A 14,590-nucleotide genomic window follows, 5' to 3' on the forward strand; every position below is an offset into this window, starting at 1 on the left:
CATGGGTGACACTGATGTTGACGATCTTTTTTTCCGCGCTGGTGTTCGGCTTTGTGTTTTGCCTGTCTCCCGGTGCCGTGCTGGCAGAGACGCTACGCCGTGGCCTGCTGCATGGGTTCACCCCTGCGTTGCTGGTGCAGGTAGGCTCGCTGGTGGGCGACGCGACCTGGGCGGTGATCGGCCTGACCGGCATGGCCCTGCTGATCCAGCACGAAGCGGTGCGCGTGCCCCTGACGGCCCTTTGCGCGTTGTACCTGGCCTGGCTCGGCCTGCGCAGCCTGCTGGATGCCTGGCGCCTGCCACAACCCGACAGCGCCCCGGCCAGCAGCGGGCGCAATGCGCTGGTGGTGGGGGCTGCCATTTCATTGGCCAACCCGAAGAACATCGTCTATTGGGGCGCCCTGGGCAGTGCCCTGTCAGGCATCGTTGGCGCCACCCCGAGTCACGGCCAGACATTGATGTTCTTCGCCGGTTTCATGCTGGCTTCAATCCTGTCGTGCTTTTTGACTGCGGCGTTGGTGAATATCTTGCGAAAGAACGCCTCGGCAACTTGGCAACGCATCAGTCATGGTGCCTGTGGCTTAGTGTTGATTTATCTCGCGTTACTGGCGGCATACAGTCTATGAGCTTATATATCCAACACTGCCAACCTGAATAAACTCTGAACATACAACAAACAGGCTCATTATATATTGACATCCAGTGCCTGCCTGAGTAGATTGCCCGTGCCTGCAACTCGGGCCTTTTTTCAACCTCACAAAAGAAGCCAATGGACACAGTATCTAGTCGCTGTCCTTCACCCGCGAATGCGGGGGCCGGGCGCCAAACCCAGAGTAATGACGGGACTCGCCTTCAAGGCCGGGTAAGCTGCGCTAGAGCTTGATGCTCCAACGTAACTGCCTTGAGCCGGCGCCAGTCCGGTCCCGAGGTGTGTTATGAATTTCCAGACCCTTATTCTACCTGATGTACGCACGCTGGCCTCGGTCTTGCGTGCCAAGCTGTGCCGTGGCTCCCTGGGTGTTACCCCCGCACGCACGGCCTTTGCTTCCCCCTCCCCGCGTATCAACCCGGTGCACCTCCAGGCTCACTGGCGCCTGTGCCCCACCACCGGCCATCTGGTCCAGCACTGGGACCACGCCGACCCTCAAGATCCGCAGAGACGGAGCGTTTTCAGCCTGCTTGCCCAAGCGCGCCTGATGCTCAACGCTCGCGCGGCATAAGCTGACTGAAAACAGCAACTTCCTGATTATTGGTTAATTAATTAACTGGCGTTCCTTGCGAACTAAGCCAGCCGTAGTTTTCTGCGCGCCCGTTAATTAACTCGCCTATTTAAAGTTATTTAAATCGATCGCATAAATTGCGACTCGGCCTACTTGCGTGTGCCTGCCTGTCAGGTCAGCCACAAGTATGTCGACAGGAGTACTCACAATGAGCGCCGTAAAAACCACACAACTGCCAAACAAAAACAGCACCGCTGCCGACACCAAACTGTCGATGCGTGCTGCCCGCGAAGCGCAAAACGGCCTGGCGGCGACCCTGGCCAACGTCCGGGCGACCAAGGACGGCCTGACTGAACTGGATGCCAGCGCCCGCCTGCAACGCGAAGGCTTTAACGAGGTGGCCCACGACAAGCCGCCCCATGCCTTCGTGCAGTTCCTCCAGGCCCTGAACAATCCCTTCATCTACGTCTTGCTGACCCTGGCGGCGATCAGTTTTGTCACTGACTACTGGTTGCCGCTGCGCGCCGGTGAGGAAGTGGACCTGACCAAAGTCATCATCATCATGACCATGGTCGCCCTGAGCAGCCTGCTGCGCTTCTGGCAGGAACACCGCTCGGCCAAATCCGCCGAAGCACTCAAGGCCATGGTGCGCACCACCGCAACGGTGCTGCGCCGCGAGCAGGTCGGCGCCAAGCCGACCCTGCGCGAAGTGCCGATGCGCGAACTGGTGGCCGGCGATATCGTGCAGTTGTCAGCCGGCGACATGATCCCGGCCGATATCCGCCTGATCGAGTCCCGCGACCTGTTTATCAGCCAGGCGGTGCTGACCGGTGAAGCCTTGCCGGTAGAAAAATACGACACCCTGGGCGATGTCACGCAAAAATCCGCCACGGTTCAGGCGGCAGACCAGAGCAACCTGCTGGACCTGCCCAACATCTGCTTCATGGGCACCAACGTGGTCAGCGGCCGCGCCCTGGCGGTGGTGGTGGCGACCGGGCCGCGCACTTATTTCGGCTCTCTGGCCAAGGCCATCGTCGGCTCCCGGGTGCAAACCGCCTTCGACCGCGGGGTGAACAGCGTCAGTTGGTTGTTGATTCGCTTCATGCTGGTGATGGTGCCCATCGTGTTCTTCCTCAATGGCTTCTCCAAGGGCGATTGGGGCGATGCCTTCCTGTTTGCCCTGGCGGTGGCCGTGGGCCTGACCCCGGAAATGCTGCCGATGATCGTCAGCGCCAACCTGGCAAAGGGCGCGAACGCCATGGCCAAGCGCAAAGTGGTGGTCAAGCGCCTCAATGCGATCCAGAACTTCGGCTCGATGGACGTGCTGTGCACCGACAAGACCGGCACCCTGACCCAGGACAAAATCATCCTGGAGCACCACGTCAACGCCTTCGGCCAGCGGGATGACCAGGTGCTGTCCCTGGCCTGGCTCAACAGCCATCACCAAAGCGGCATGAAGAACCTGATGGATCAGGCGGTGCTGGCGTTCTCCCAGCACAACCCCAAGTTCCAGGTACCGTTTGCCTTCAGCAAGGTCGATGAATTGCCCTTCGACTTTGTACGCCGACGCCTGTCGATTGTGGTCAAGGACAACCACGGCGATCACCTGTTGGTGTGCAAGGGCGCCGTGGAAGAAATGCTCGAAATCGCCACCCATGTGATGGAGGGCGATAGCGCCGTGGCCCTGGATGAGCAGCGCCGCCAGGCGTTGCTCAACACTGCCAACGAGTTCAATGAAGACGGTTTCCGCGTGCTGGTGGTGGCCACCCGCAACATTCCCAAGGCCTTGGCGCGTCAGCAATACACTCCCACCGATGAACGCAACCTGGTGATCCACGGTTTCCTGACCTTCCTCGATCCACCGAAGGAAACCGCCGGCCCGGCGATTGCCGCCCTGCAAGAGATCGGTGTCGCGATCAAAGTGCTGACCGGCGATAACGCCGTGGTCACCCGCACCATCTGCCGCCAGGTCGGCCTGGAGCCCGGTGAGCCACTGCTGGGCGTGGATATCGAAGCGATGGACGATGCCACCCTCAAGCACCAGGTCGAACAACGCACAGTGTTCGCCAAACTGACCCCGCTGCAGAAGTCCCGGGTGCTCAAGGCCTTGCAGTCCAATGGTCACACCGTGGGTTTCCTCGGCGACGGCATCAATGATGCACCCGCCCTGCGCGATGCCGACGTCGGTATTTCGGTAGACAGCGCCACCGACATCGCCAAGGAATCGGCAGACATCATCCTCCTGGAAAAGAGTCTGATGGTCCTCGAAGAAGGTGTGCTCAAAGGCCGCGAGACCTTCGGCAATATCATGAAGTACCTGAACATGACGGCCAGCTCCAACTTCGGCAACGTGTTCTCGGTGCTGGTGGCCAGTGCGTTCATTCCCTTCATGCCGATGCTGGCGATCCACCTGCTGCTGCAAAACCTGATGTATGACATCTCCCAACTGGCCCTGCCATGGGACAAGATGGACAAGGAGTACCTGGCCAAGCCGCGCAAGTGGGACGCGCAGAACATCGGGCGTTTCATGATCTGGATCGGGCCGACCTCGTCGATCTTCGACATCACCACCTTTGCCCTGATGTGGTACGTGTTTTCGGCCAACAGCGTAGAGATGCAGACCCTGTTCCAGTCCGGCTGGTTTGTCGAAGGGCTGCTCTCGCAGACCCTGGTGGTGCACATGCTGCGTACCCGCAAGATCCCGTTCTTCCAGAGCACCGCCGCCTGGCCGGTGCTGATGATGACCGGCATCGTCATCGCGCTGGGGATCTATGTGCCCTTCTCGCCCCTGGGCACGCTGGTGGGCCTGCAACCGTTGCCTTGGGCCTACTTCCCTTGGCTGGTCGGCACCCTGCTTGCCTACTGCTGCGTCGCGCAACTGATGAAAACCCTCTACATCCGCCGCTTCAAGCAGTGGTACTGACCGACCAGGCGCGGGCTCTCACTCGATGGCCCGCGCCTGGGCAACACAAGGAAATTCCAGCATGCGCGTGTTGATCTGTGCGGGTCGTCATTACGCCGATAGCAAAAGGTCCCGCCAGGTCCTGGATGCCTGGCATCGCCTGCACCCGGTGCAGGTATTGATCCACGGTGGCAGCCAGTTCCTGGGCAGCGATATAGAGGATTGGGCACGGGAAACGGGCATAGACGTTGTGCGTTACCCACCCAACTGGCAGCGCCATGGCAAACAGGCTGAACGCCATCGCAACCAATTCATGCTGAGCGACAGCCGCCCCGACGTGGTCATCGCGCTACCCGGTGGCGATGACACCTCTGAACTGGTCAACCAGGCCAAGGCCTGCGGCATCCAAGTGCTGACCGTCGACAACTGACATCTATTCTTTGGAGCATGTAGCCATGCACAAACACACCTCGCGGCGCCCGGACGGCTTTGCCAAATACCGTCGCCGCCAGCAACACCAATCCCTGACAGCCTTTGCATTGCTGCCTGCATCGCGGCGGCGGGCATTGCGCCGCAACTTGATCTTTGTCGGCGCGACCCTGGGCGGCATCCTGGTCCTGGGCCTGCTGTCCAAGGCCTTTGCCGCAGGAGGTTCGTATGTGGTCGATGATGCAGCGATCAATGCGCCGGGCGAATGCAACCTTGACGCCTGGTACACCCGCAACCGTCATGACGCGTCCACCCACCACAGCAGTTTATCCGCAGCCTGTACCGCCCGTGGCTTGCCGACAGTGCAATGGGGGGCAGCCATTGAGGATGACCCGGACCAGACGCAGGTCAGCCCGCAGATCAAGACATCGCTGTGGTCCTGGGATGACGCGGGCGTGGAAATTGCCGTGGCCGGCGCGGCGCATATTGCGCTCAATCGCCGCCATGCTTTCGACGGTGCCGACCTGACGGTGCCACTGACCTGGCAACCGTTGCCAGCCCTGCGCCTGAACCTCAACGCCGGCTGGGCCCACGCTTATGATGACGGCGAGCAGAATCACCGCCTGACCTGGGGTACGGGGCTGGAGTACAGCGTGGCGGATTCACTGACGCTGGTGGCTGAACGTTACGGCCAGCAACGCGGCGACCAGGCCTGGCAGGCCGGGCCGCGCGTGCACTTGGGCAGGCAGGTGGATGTGGACCTGGTGATCGGCCGCAGCCTGATCGGCGACCGCGATCAGTGGCTGACCACGGGGGCTACTTTACGGTTTTGACGATCCGTTTTAGCAAAGGTGGGATGTGATCCATGTCGCACCCCGCTCCCACAGGGGGGCTCGGCGAAGCAGAGTTTTGGGTACGCCACAAATCAAATGTGGGAGCTGGCTTGCCTGCGATAGCGGCGTGCCAGCCAACAGATATATGACTGAAAAACCGCTATCGCGGGCAAGCCCGCTCCCACAGGGGATATGCGCCGGGCGTCAGGCCGCTTTGGCTTGTTGCTCCAGATGCACTTGCAACTCGGGATCAATTTTCAGGACCCCCGCCAGTTCATCCAGATAGTTGCGCTCGGCATCCTGCTGGTCATCCACCAGCAGGACACTGGCCAGGTAGACCTCGGCAGCCATTGCCGGGTCTGCGGCGCAATCGGCAAAGTCTGCCGCATTCAAGGGTTTGGCGACCTCAGCGTCCAGCCATTGCTGCAAGTCGGGGTCATCGGTATGACGACCAATCTCAGCCGAGATCCTCTCCTCTTCCTGCGCGTCAATCCGCCCGTCCGCCTTGGCCGCCGCGATCAACGCCCGCAGCAGCGCATGGCTATGCTCCTCGACCGCCGGGCCGGACAGTTGATCCACCGTCTGCAACGCCTGTTGCGGTGCCGAAGCCTGTTGCTGTTGCCAGGCTTGATACGCCTGGAACGCCATCATTCCCAGTGAAGCCAGCGCCGCATAATTGGTGCCGCCTGAACGCGTCGGGCGCGCGCCGCCGGATGCGGTACCGCCCAGCATCCCGCCGAGGCCGCCGAGCAAATCACCCAGGCCGCCGCCGCCCGAAGTTGCACCGCCCGCGCCGGCGCCACCGCCCCGCAGCAGACCACCGAGCAAACCGCCCAACCCACCGAGCCCTCCGGCTCCGCCTTGAGGTGCCGCCGAACCGCCTTGCGGCTTGATCGCCGCCTGTAGCAGTTGTCCCAGTAGATCGCTGGTGTTCATGGTATTGCCCTCCTGTGGGCTGTGCTCCAGACCAGCAACAATAGTCGCTGCTGCCTATAACGCCAACACCCGTAGACCAGAGTATTTTTGTCGACGGGCCTGCGCCTCAACAAACCCGGTGCCGCGCGGTAACGACCGTGAGAATTCTTCAGATCAAGGGTGGTCAGGATCACGTCTGAACGCCAGCCAGCTCCCTACATTGACCTCTTTGTAGAGGCTGGCCGGCGGATACGGGATCAGGGTCTTGGGCGGACCTTGTAGCCCGGTAACGTCGCGGCATAGGCCAGTGCCTGCTCACGGGAGCCAAAGGAAGCCAATCGATCATCCTTGGTGCACACGCGCCACGGGCCGCTGTTGACCCGGACAATGTCATAGCCATTGAAATGCATCTTGTTCAACAGGGGAACGCTCATAGTCACCTCTCCTATTCCAGAGATAATCCACGGGTTGCCCGATCCACCATACTCCCGATCCAGGCAGCGTGGCCTACCGAACGTCGCTGATGCTGGCCAATTGCGTCATGTAGTACTGCACTTCCCCATACAACCACTCGGAAAACACCCGCTGTTTGTTTTCCGAGCTTTCCCGAGGTGGCCAAACCAACCAATACGGGTAGGCATACGGCGCGCGGATGTCGCACAACTGCACCAGTTCCCCGCGCACAATGGCGTCATGCACCAGGCTACGCCGCTCCAGGGCGATGCCCTGCCCCAGCCGGACCGCTTCCAGCACCAGGTTGGAGTCATTGGTGCACAGGCCTTTGCGTTCGGAGCTCATCTCAATGCCTGCGGCCTGGCACCAGGGCTGCCAGGACTCATTGCTGTAGATGATCGGGCTGTGCACGATTTGCTGCGGGGTTCGCGGCAATTGCCCGCCATTGAAATGCGGGGCGGCTACGACCACCATTTCGTCGTGGAACAACAGTTTGCGCTCCACCCCTTCCCAATCGCCCTTGCCCATACGGATGCCCACGTCCACCGACTCCTGGTGCAAGTTGGTGATCGCCAGGGTGGCTTGCAGGCGAATGCTGATATGCGGGTAGCGACGCTGGAAATCCGGCAGCCGTGGCAGCAACCACGAACGCGCGAATGAAGGCAGCACCGCCACCACCAGCTCATCGCGCTTGGGCTGGGCCTGGATCAGGCGCGTGGCATCAGCAATATCCCCCAGGGCCTGGCGGATCTGCAACGCATACAGCCGACCATCTTCGCTGATGCGCAAGCCACGCCCTTCACGCACGAACAGCGTGAGGCCGACGATCGCTTCCAGCACCTTGATCTGCTGGCTGATGGCCGAGTGTGTGACATGCAGCTCTTTGGACGCGAGAGTGACACTACCCAGCCTGGCGGTGGCCTCGAAACTGCGCAGGGAGGTCAAGGGAGGAAAGGCACTCATGTAAGGCCGGCTAACCTTTTAAGGTAAAAAATATGGATATTTAAAGGAGTATCGCCGCTATAAAGTAATCCGTAATTAACAATCACACCATCGAGAATGGAGGCTTCATGAAACTGGTTGGCATGCTGGACTCACCTTATGTGCGCCGCGTAGCGATTGCCCTGGAACTGTACGGCGTCGATTTCGAGCAGCAATCGCTGTCGGTCTTCAGCACATTCAAGGAGTTTTCCCGGATCAACCCGGTGGTCAAGGCTCCGACACTGGTGCTCGACGACGGGACGGTGTTGATGGACTCCAGCCTGATCCTGGATTACTTCGAAGCCTTGGCGCCGGCCGATAAAAAGCTCTTGCCCCAAACCGCTGCGGCCCGTGCACGGGACCTGCAAGTAATCGGCCTGGCATTGGCCGCCTGCGACAAGAGCGTGCAGATTTACTACGAGCACAACCTGCGACCAGCAGAGAAACTGCATGAGCCCTGGCTCGACCGGGTAACCGGGCAGTTGCTGGCGGCCTACTCAGGCCTGGAACAACTGCTGGCCAACCCTCAAGGCGAGTCATTGAGCCAAGCATCACTCAGCGTCGCGGTGGCCTGGTCCTTCTCCAGGTACGCCGTGCCCTCGGTGGTCAAGGCCGAAGACTTTCCCAACCTACAGCGCCACGCCCGGCTGGCCGAGCAACACCCGGCGTTCGGCAAATACCCTATCGAATAGGCAGCAACGCAACGTCGATCATCGTCGCCCCCTGGCAAAGCCGTTGACCACGATATACAGCAGCGGCCCGACCGAGACGAACACCATTGTCAGCAACCAGTAAGGCATGACACTGGCCAGGGACTTGCCCTTGGCGCGTGCGTCGCGGTACATCCACACACACGCCAGGGCCGCCATCAGGTACAGGTCAATCACCACCTGGGCGGTGTCTGGCCTGGATAACAGTTCAATGCCGAACGCCAGCAGCGACTGCTCGGCCCAGAGCAAGGTGCCCAGGGTGTACAGCGAAAACGCCAACAGGCTGGCAAGGGCGATATAGGGTCTGTGCATGGGGTCCACCGTGCAGGATTGGGCAAGCCGCAGATTAGTGATAACGTCGCCGCCATCTCAATGACCTGCGAGGTCATGGACGCCCCTCGACCCGCCCTGCCAGAGTCACCCCATGAGCCGCCCACCTTTCCCCCGAGCCACTCCCGATACCGACGCCGGCACACAGCTGCGGCTATTGCGCCGCCAGGCCAAGCTGAGCCAACTGCAACTGGCGCTGATCAGTGGTATTTCCCAGCGCCACTTGAGCTGTATCGAAACCGGCCGCGCCAAGGCCAGCCCTGGCACGCTGCATAACCTGCTCAGCGCTCTCGATGTGCCGCTGGAGCACTGCAACAGCCTGTTCCTCGCCGCCGGCTATGCCCCACGCTACGAAGCCACGCCACTCGCCGCGCCGTCGATGGATGCCATTCGGGACGCGATCAGCCATGTACTGAAGGCCAACAACCCGGCACCGGCCATCGTGCTGGGTAGTCACTGGGAAGTGCTTGCCGCCAACGCCAGCACCCAGGTCCTGTTTGATCTGGTGGGGTTGGCGCCAGACGCCGCGCAGGGTCTGAACCTGCTGACGACACTGCTGCAACCGGGGGGCTTGGGCGACTATTTGCTCAATGCCGAGGAAATCCGCAACCTGGCCTGGCAACGCGCCGCGCGTGAAGCGCTGGGCAATCCGACCCTGGCCACACTGTTGGAAAGCCTGCCGGTGCCCCAGGGCTCGACAGCACCGGCCAATGACCTGCCGCCGCTGGTGCTGACGCGCATCAACTCGCGCCAGGGCGAGCTGGACTTCATGTCCACCTTCACCACCTTCGGCATGCCCCAGGACATCACCGTCACTTCATTGCGGATCGAACATCTGATCCCGGCCAATCCCCATACCTGGCAAGTCATGACTGCGGCCTACGAACAGTCCCTGTAAGAGCCCGCTTGCCAGCGATGGTGATTATTCAGCCAATAAACTCGGTGACTGACACACCGTCATCGCGAGCAAGCCCGCTCCCACAGGGGGTCTCGGCGAGGCAGAATTTTGGGTACGCCACACATCAAATGTGGGAGCTGGCCTGCCAGCCGCTAGAACTTGGTCACCAGCCCCATACGCAACGTGCGTCCCGGCGCCGGCATGAAGCTCTGGGCCAGCGGGTCCAGGTAATAGCGGTCCGTCAGGTTCTGCAGCGACAGGTTAACGTTGGTGTGATCCTGCCATTTGTAGTTGAGGAAAAGATCAAACAGCGCCACCTCGCGGTAGACCAACTGCGGCGTGGTGGCGCCGGTTTGCCAGTTCTTGTCAGCCGTCACGGTCGGGCCGGAGGTATAGGTCAAGCGCCCACCCACGGTCAATGTCTGGTCAAAGAAGCGCAACCCCGTGGTCAGGTTGCCAGAGGCCCGTGGCGGGTTCTGGGTATTGGTGTATGAGCCCATGAAACTGCCCGGTGTGCAATTGGGCGTGGCGCTCAGGTCATTCCAGCGGGTACTGCTGGCCCGCAGGCGTGCGGCGAAAGCCGAGTCACAGGTTTCGGTCTTCAGATAGTAGGTCGCGGACAGGTCGGCAAACACCCGCCCGGCATCGTAGTTCGATTGCAGTTCCAGGCCGCTGGTCTTGAAGCTATCGGTATTGCTGAAGTTCATCAGGCCATTCTGGCCAGGGGTTGGGTCGTAATAGCGAGTGATGTAGTGCTTGATGCTGTTATTGAAGTACGCCAGCTTGATCGCCGCCGAGTCGTTGTCGGCCAACAAACCTTTTTGCATTGTGCTCGCGCCGATTTCCCAGTTACTGGAGCGCTCGGGTTTGAGCCCCTTGCCTGGCAGGGTCTGCAAAGTGCCTAGGCTGCTTTCGAACAACGAGGGCATGCGCAGGCCCTGGGTGTAAGAGGCATAGAGGAAGGTATCTGGCGCCACTTCGAAATTGACGCCAAAGGCCGGAGAAAATGCACCGGCACTGTCACTTTGCTTCTTCGCGTACGTATAACCGGTGACCACTTCACCGACACTCGCGGGGAAGACTCGCGTACCCGTCCCGCCATAGTCGTTGTACGGTGTGCCTTCGAACGGATGGTTGGTGTTACTGAAGACAATCCCGTTGTTCAAGCGCGGGTCCGTGGCATCGGTGTATTGCCCGTTCTCGTCGGGGAACCACATCATGAAGTCGTAGCGTCCAGGCTTGATGACGTTCACATAGCGCGCCTCACGCTCCTCGCGTTGCGCGGTGGAATGCATCATATGGTCTTGGGTGCGGTAGTAGAGGTAGCGTCCGCCGCCCCACAGCGTCAGCTCATCGACCGGCTTGTACTCCAGCTTGCCATTGAGGCTGAACTCTTGCCGGGAACCATCACGCAGGCCACGGTTGGCGTTGATATCGTGCTGGGTCGTGACCACGCCTTTTTGCGGACGCAGTTCCTCGACCTGGAACCCGCCACCCAGGTCCAACTTGAAATCGCCGTGATTGGTCACAAAGCGCGAGGTATTGGCCAGCTCACCGCCAATGCGCCGGTTGGCCTGGCGGGTCCAGTTACGGTCCGAACGATAGGCCTGGGATGCCGGGGCCATCACCGAGGTCAACTGGCTGGTTTTGGCATCGGTCATCCACAGGCTGGTCGTCAGGTCCACCAGCATGTTGCCTGTCGGCAAGTAGTGGTAACGGGCAGTATAGGTGTCGATCTCGGTACGGCCCCGAGGGTACTGATAAATGCCGCCCGTGCCGAAACGGAAGATGTCCGATGGCATGATCTCACCCATGCGCCCGTCGTAGCGGATGTAGCCGAAGTCGAACGTATGGTCGTCCGCAGGTCGCAGTGTGGTCTTGAGCAGGATCGATTCAGTCTCTGCCGAGCTGTTCAACACCTCCTCACCGGCGTTGTAGGTGGTGGCCACCGTGCTGTTTTCGCGACCATAGCGGTCATAGGTGCGATAGCGATCCTGACCGTGCTTGCCGGAGAAATAGTTACCTTGGTTACGATGGGCATAAGCCGCCACCACATCAAACAGCTCATGGGTATAGGCAAACGCCGCACTGCCTGACTCGGCGTCGGAGCCAAACAGGCCACCACGGCTCTGATGCGGCTCGGCGTACAACTCCTGGGTCGCCGAATGACTGCTGCGCGAGGCCGGCGACACGCCGTTGTTCCACACATCGCCCTTCAAGCGCAGGCCCACGGTCTTGCCGTCACGCAGGATGTCATCCACACCCAGGGTGCGGATCGCCACCTTGCCGCCGATGGCGCTGGAGTCCAGGCTCGGCCCCTTGTCGATGGACACATCGCTGATCAGGTCGGGGTCGATGTAGCTACGCTGCTGCGTGCCCGCATAGCCACGATAGACATCCAGCGCCTGTTGCGAGCCGTCGACCGTGACCGCGACCCGGCTTTGCCCCTGGATCCCGCGAATGTTCACATCCAGGCCACCGCCATTGCGGCTGTCACCGACCTGCACCCCTGGCAGGCCCTTGAGCAGGTCACCGGCGGAGATCACGCCAAAGCGCTGGACTTCTTCCGGGGCGATATACACGGACGAACGTGGTGCCGAATAGACGGCTTTCTTATCGACGTCATCGCCGATGACCTTCTGCGACGGCAACACCACTGCACTGGTTGCCGGATGCAACTCGAAGCTGCCGTCGGCCTGGCGCTGAAAACTCAGGCCGGTGCCCGCCAGCAACCGCGCAAGACCGGCTTCGGTGCTGAAATCCCCGCGCAGGCCATTGCTGCGCTTGCCCGCCGTCAGCGTCGAGTTGCCCGCCATACTGATCCCCGCCTGCACGCCGAAACGCGAGAGCGCCTGGTCCAGGGGACCGGCGTCAATACTGTAGGGCTGGCGCTCGGCCTGGGCGAAAACCGCCGTGCTGTACAACGGTTGCAGGCTGAGTAACAACAGACCCAATGTGCGGGTGCGCAAGACACTTGCGGGAGAAATCATGCAGGGCTCCTAGAGGTGAAGGCCCACCTGTTTCGGTGGGTTATTCCTAGAGGCCAAGCGAGGTTTGAAAAACTGCGGCGAGTACACAAAAAAAGTTTCAGGCGGGCACCACTGTCACCCAATAGCGGGTGCGCCGTTCGATGCGCACCGGCAAGGCATGGGCCACCAACGCCAGTGCGGCATCGGTATCGTCCAGTTGAAAACTACCGGTCACGCGCAACGCCGCGACCTGCTCGCTGCATCGCAAGACGCCCGGACGATAACGGGAAAGCTCGGCCAGCAGCACATCCAGGCGCATGCGCTCGGCGGGCAGAATGCCGCGCAACCAGGCCTGTGCCAGAAACCCATCGGTTTGCCGTGGCGTGCCCACGCCGTGGCGGTCCACCTGGGTCTGCCACCCTGCCGCTACCGACATGGGTGACAGGCTGCGCGGCGAACTCACGTCGACCAGGCCACGCAATACAGTAATCCACGTGCCCTGCTGATCGTGACGCACCAGCAGATTGGCGTCCTGACTGCGCACCATCGCATCCGGCGTGAGCAGTTGCAGTGGGCGCGACTCGGCTCGCGCATCCAGCGCCACCTCGCCCTCGATCAACTGCACGCTGCGCAGGTGTGCGCTGAGTTCCAGGCTGACGGCACTGGCGGTGTTGAGCCACAGCGAACTGCCATCGGCCAGCGTCCACCGGCGGCGCTCGCCGGTCGCCGTGCGGTAAGTGGCAAAGGCTGCGCGCACCCACGTCGCATCGGCGCCCTGCCAGGACAAACCGCCAAGCAGGCCCAACCCCAACAAACACTTGAGGACTTGCCGGCGCCGCGCCGGATCAACCCCGGCAGATTCCAACGCCCGCCGCGCGGTGACATCGGCCAGCAGGTTGGCCCCGGGCTGGAGCATCAGCGGCAAGCTGGCGACGCGTTGCCAGGCGTATTCGTGCTCGGCACGCGCCAGGCGCCACTGCTGCAACGCCTGGTGATCGGCCGGGCTCATCGTTCCGGACTGAACCCTGACGATCCAATCAATGGCCCTCTCGCGGACTTTCGGCGCAACCACCGTGCCATTCATTCAAAACGGCTCGCGTAGCATACGCTGAAGGCCTTGCCCATCGCCCGCTGCACCTGGGCCACACTCAAGCTCAACTGCGTGGCGATCTGCGGGTATGTCAGGCCATCGAGCTGGGACAAGAAGAAAATCTTGCGCACCTGCATCGACAACCCCACCAGCAGCACATCGAGCTGCAGCAGGGTTTCGATCATCAAGTAGCGCGTTTCGGGCGAGGGTTCCTCACCTTCTGGACGCGCGGCGAGCGCCTCAAGGTAGGCCCGCTCAATGGCCTGACGACGCCAGCGATTGATCAGCAAGCCATTGGCGATCGTGGCCAGAAACGCCATGGGCTGGCGTAACTCACGCACGTCCTGCTGGGTGCGCAACACGCGGATAAACGTATCGTGCGCCAGGTCTTCGGCGTCGGCGCTATGCCCCAGCCGCCGATGCAACCAGCCGCGCAGCCAGTGGTGATGACGGGTGTAAAGTTGTTCGACGGGCGAGACGAGACTGTCGTCGTACATGTCAGGTCCAATGAGCGGTAATGATAATACTTCTCATTTTAGTGTCTGAACCTGAGACTTGTACAGCGCCTGCTGCTGCCCCTGCTGCATATGAGGTTTCGACCCACCCCTACCGCGAACGGATGGCGGCTCTTTAATGGCAGTGTCTTAGGTCTGACAGAGCGATCAGACTTTATTAAAAGACCTGTATGACATACGCCGACTAGCACGTCGGGCAAAGTCATCACCATGATTCCTACTCTTTTATCTCAATCAACTCAAACGCCAACAGTCCTCAGCAGGTCAGCTTACTGCCTGCAGGCAGGATGGGCTTCTGAGTTACACGACAAAATGCTGGCAGCAGGATTACCGATTTAACAGAAG

14 protein-coding genes are annotated in these 14,590 nt (G+C 61.0%); 7 read left to right on the forward strand and 7 right to left on the reverse strand.

The window, feature by feature from the left end; genetic code table 11:
- Window positions 1–14 precede the first annotated feature (14 nt).
- From H097_RS14860 to H097_RS14880, 5 genes are all read left to right on the forward strand, one after another.
- Window positions 15–626 (forward strand): LysE family transporter, encoded by a 612-nt coding sequence (locus H097_RS14860; protein WP_032860631.1) that lies wholly within the window; start codon window positions 15–17, stop codon window positions 624–626.
- A 309-nt stretch (window positions 627–935) separates the two neighbouring features.
- A complete protein-coding gene (locus H097_RS14865) occupies window positions 936–1,220 on the forward strand; it encodes a hypothetical protein (RefSeq protein WP_032860632.1) in 285 nt (94 codons plus the stop codon).
- Window positions 1,221–1,428: 208 nt separating this feature from the next.
- Window positions 1,429–4,143 carry a magnesium-translocating P-type ATPase gene (gene mgtA, locus H097_RS14870; protein ID WP_032860633.1) on the forward strand — a complete coding sequence of 905 codons (2,715 nt, stop codon included), beginning with the start codon at window positions 1,429–1,431 and terminating at the stop codon, window positions 4,141–4,143.
- Between the two features lie 61 nt (window positions 4,144–4,204).
- Window positions 4,205–4,552, forward strand: coding sequence for a DUF2493 domain-containing protein (locus H097_RS14875; protein WP_032860634.1), 348 nt, complete (start codon window positions 4,205–4,207; stop codon window positions 4,550–4,552).
- Between the two features lie 25 nt (window positions 4,553–4,577).
- Window positions 4,578–5,384, forward strand: coding sequence for a hypothetical protein (locus H097_RS14880; protein ID WP_032860635.1), 807 nt, complete (start codon window positions 4,578–4,580; stop codon window positions 5,382–5,384).
- 204 nt (window positions 5,385–5,588) lie between these two features.
- On the opposite strand, the gene H097_RS14885 is transcribed toward H097_RS14880, so the two are convergent.
- The 3 genes from H097_RS14885 to H097_RS14890 form a co-directional block, all read right to left on the reverse strand.
- On the reverse strand, window positions 5,589–6,320 hold the full coding sequence (locus H097_RS14885) for a DUF533 domain-containing protein (RefSeq protein ID WP_032860636.1): 732 nt from the start codon (window positions 6,318–6,320) through the stop codon (window positions 5,589–5,591).
- A 236-nt stretch (window positions 6,321–6,556) separates the two neighbouring features.
- The gene (locus tag H097_RS27750) at window positions 6,557–6,733 is read right to left on the reverse strand and encodes a DUF2188 domain-containing protein (RefSeq protein ID WP_082445595.1); all 177 of its coding nucleotides are present in this window, start codon (window positions 6,731–6,733) and stop codon (window positions 6,557–6,559) included.
- Window positions 6,734–6,806: 73 nt separating this feature from the next.
- Window positions 6,807–7,715: a LysR substrate-binding domain-containing protein gene (locus H097_RS14890; protein ID WP_032860637.1), complete on the reverse strand. Its 909-nt coding sequence runs from the start codon at window positions 7,713–7,715 to the stop codon at window positions 6,807–6,809.
- A 107-nt stretch (window positions 7,716–7,822) separates the two neighbouring features.
- Between H097_RS14890 and H097_RS14895 the strand changes: the two genes are divergently transcribed.
- Entirely contained in the window at window positions 7,823–8,425 is a 603-nt protein-coding gene (locus H097_RS14895) for a glutathione S-transferase family protein (RefSeq protein WP_032860639.1), read from the forward strand.
- Between the two features lie 18 nt (window positions 8,426–8,443).
- Here H097_RS14895 and H097_RS14900 read toward each other — a convergent pair whose 3' ends face one another.
- Window positions 8,444–8,755, reverse strand: a complete 312-nt coding sequence (locus H097_RS14900) for a hypothetical protein (RefSeq protein WP_032860640.1) — start codon at window positions 8,753–8,755, stop codon at window positions 8,444–8,446.
- Window positions 8,756–8,867: 112 nt separating this feature from the next.
- Here H097_RS14900 and H097_RS14905 point away from each other — a divergent pair, with 112 nt between their 5' ends.
- Window positions 8,868–9,671, forward strand: a complete 804-nt coding sequence (locus H097_RS14905) for a helix-turn-helix domain-containing protein (RefSeq protein ID WP_032860641.1) — start codon at window positions 8,868–8,870, stop codon at window positions 9,669–9,671.
- Between the two features lie 152 nt (window positions 9,672–9,823).
- Here the strand turns inward: H097_RS14905 and H097_RS14910 are convergent, their stop codons facing one another.
- The 3 genes from H097_RS14910 to H097_RS14920 form a co-directional block, all read right to left on the reverse strand.
- Entirely contained in the window at window positions 9,824–12,661 is a 2,838-nt protein-coding gene (locus H097_RS14910) for a TonB-dependent receptor (RefSeq protein WP_032860643.1), read from the reverse strand.
- Between the two features lie 97 nt (window positions 12,662–12,758).
- Window positions 12,759–13,724 carry a FecR domain-containing protein gene (locus H097_RS14915; protein ID WP_032860644.1) on the reverse strand — a complete coding sequence of 322 codons (966 nt, stop codon included), beginning with the start codon at window positions 13,722–13,724 and terminating at the stop codon, window positions 12,759–12,761.
- Window positions 13,721–14,227, reverse strand: coding sequence for a sigma-70 family RNA polymerase sigma factor (locus H097_RS14920; RefSeq protein ID WP_032860645.1), 507 nt, complete (start codon window positions 14,225–14,227; stop codon window positions 13,721–13,723). The genes H097_RS14915 and H097_RS14920 overlap by 4 nt, the downstream gene beginning before the upstream one ends.
- Between the last annotated feature and the right edge of the window lie 363 nt (window positions 14,228–14,590).

The organism is Pseudomonas sp. FH4 (assembly GCF_000510915.2).
Classification (GTDB): Bacteria; Pseudomonadota; Gammaproteobacteria; order Pseudomonadales; family Pseudomonadaceae; genus Aquipseudomonas; species Aquipseudomonas brenneri.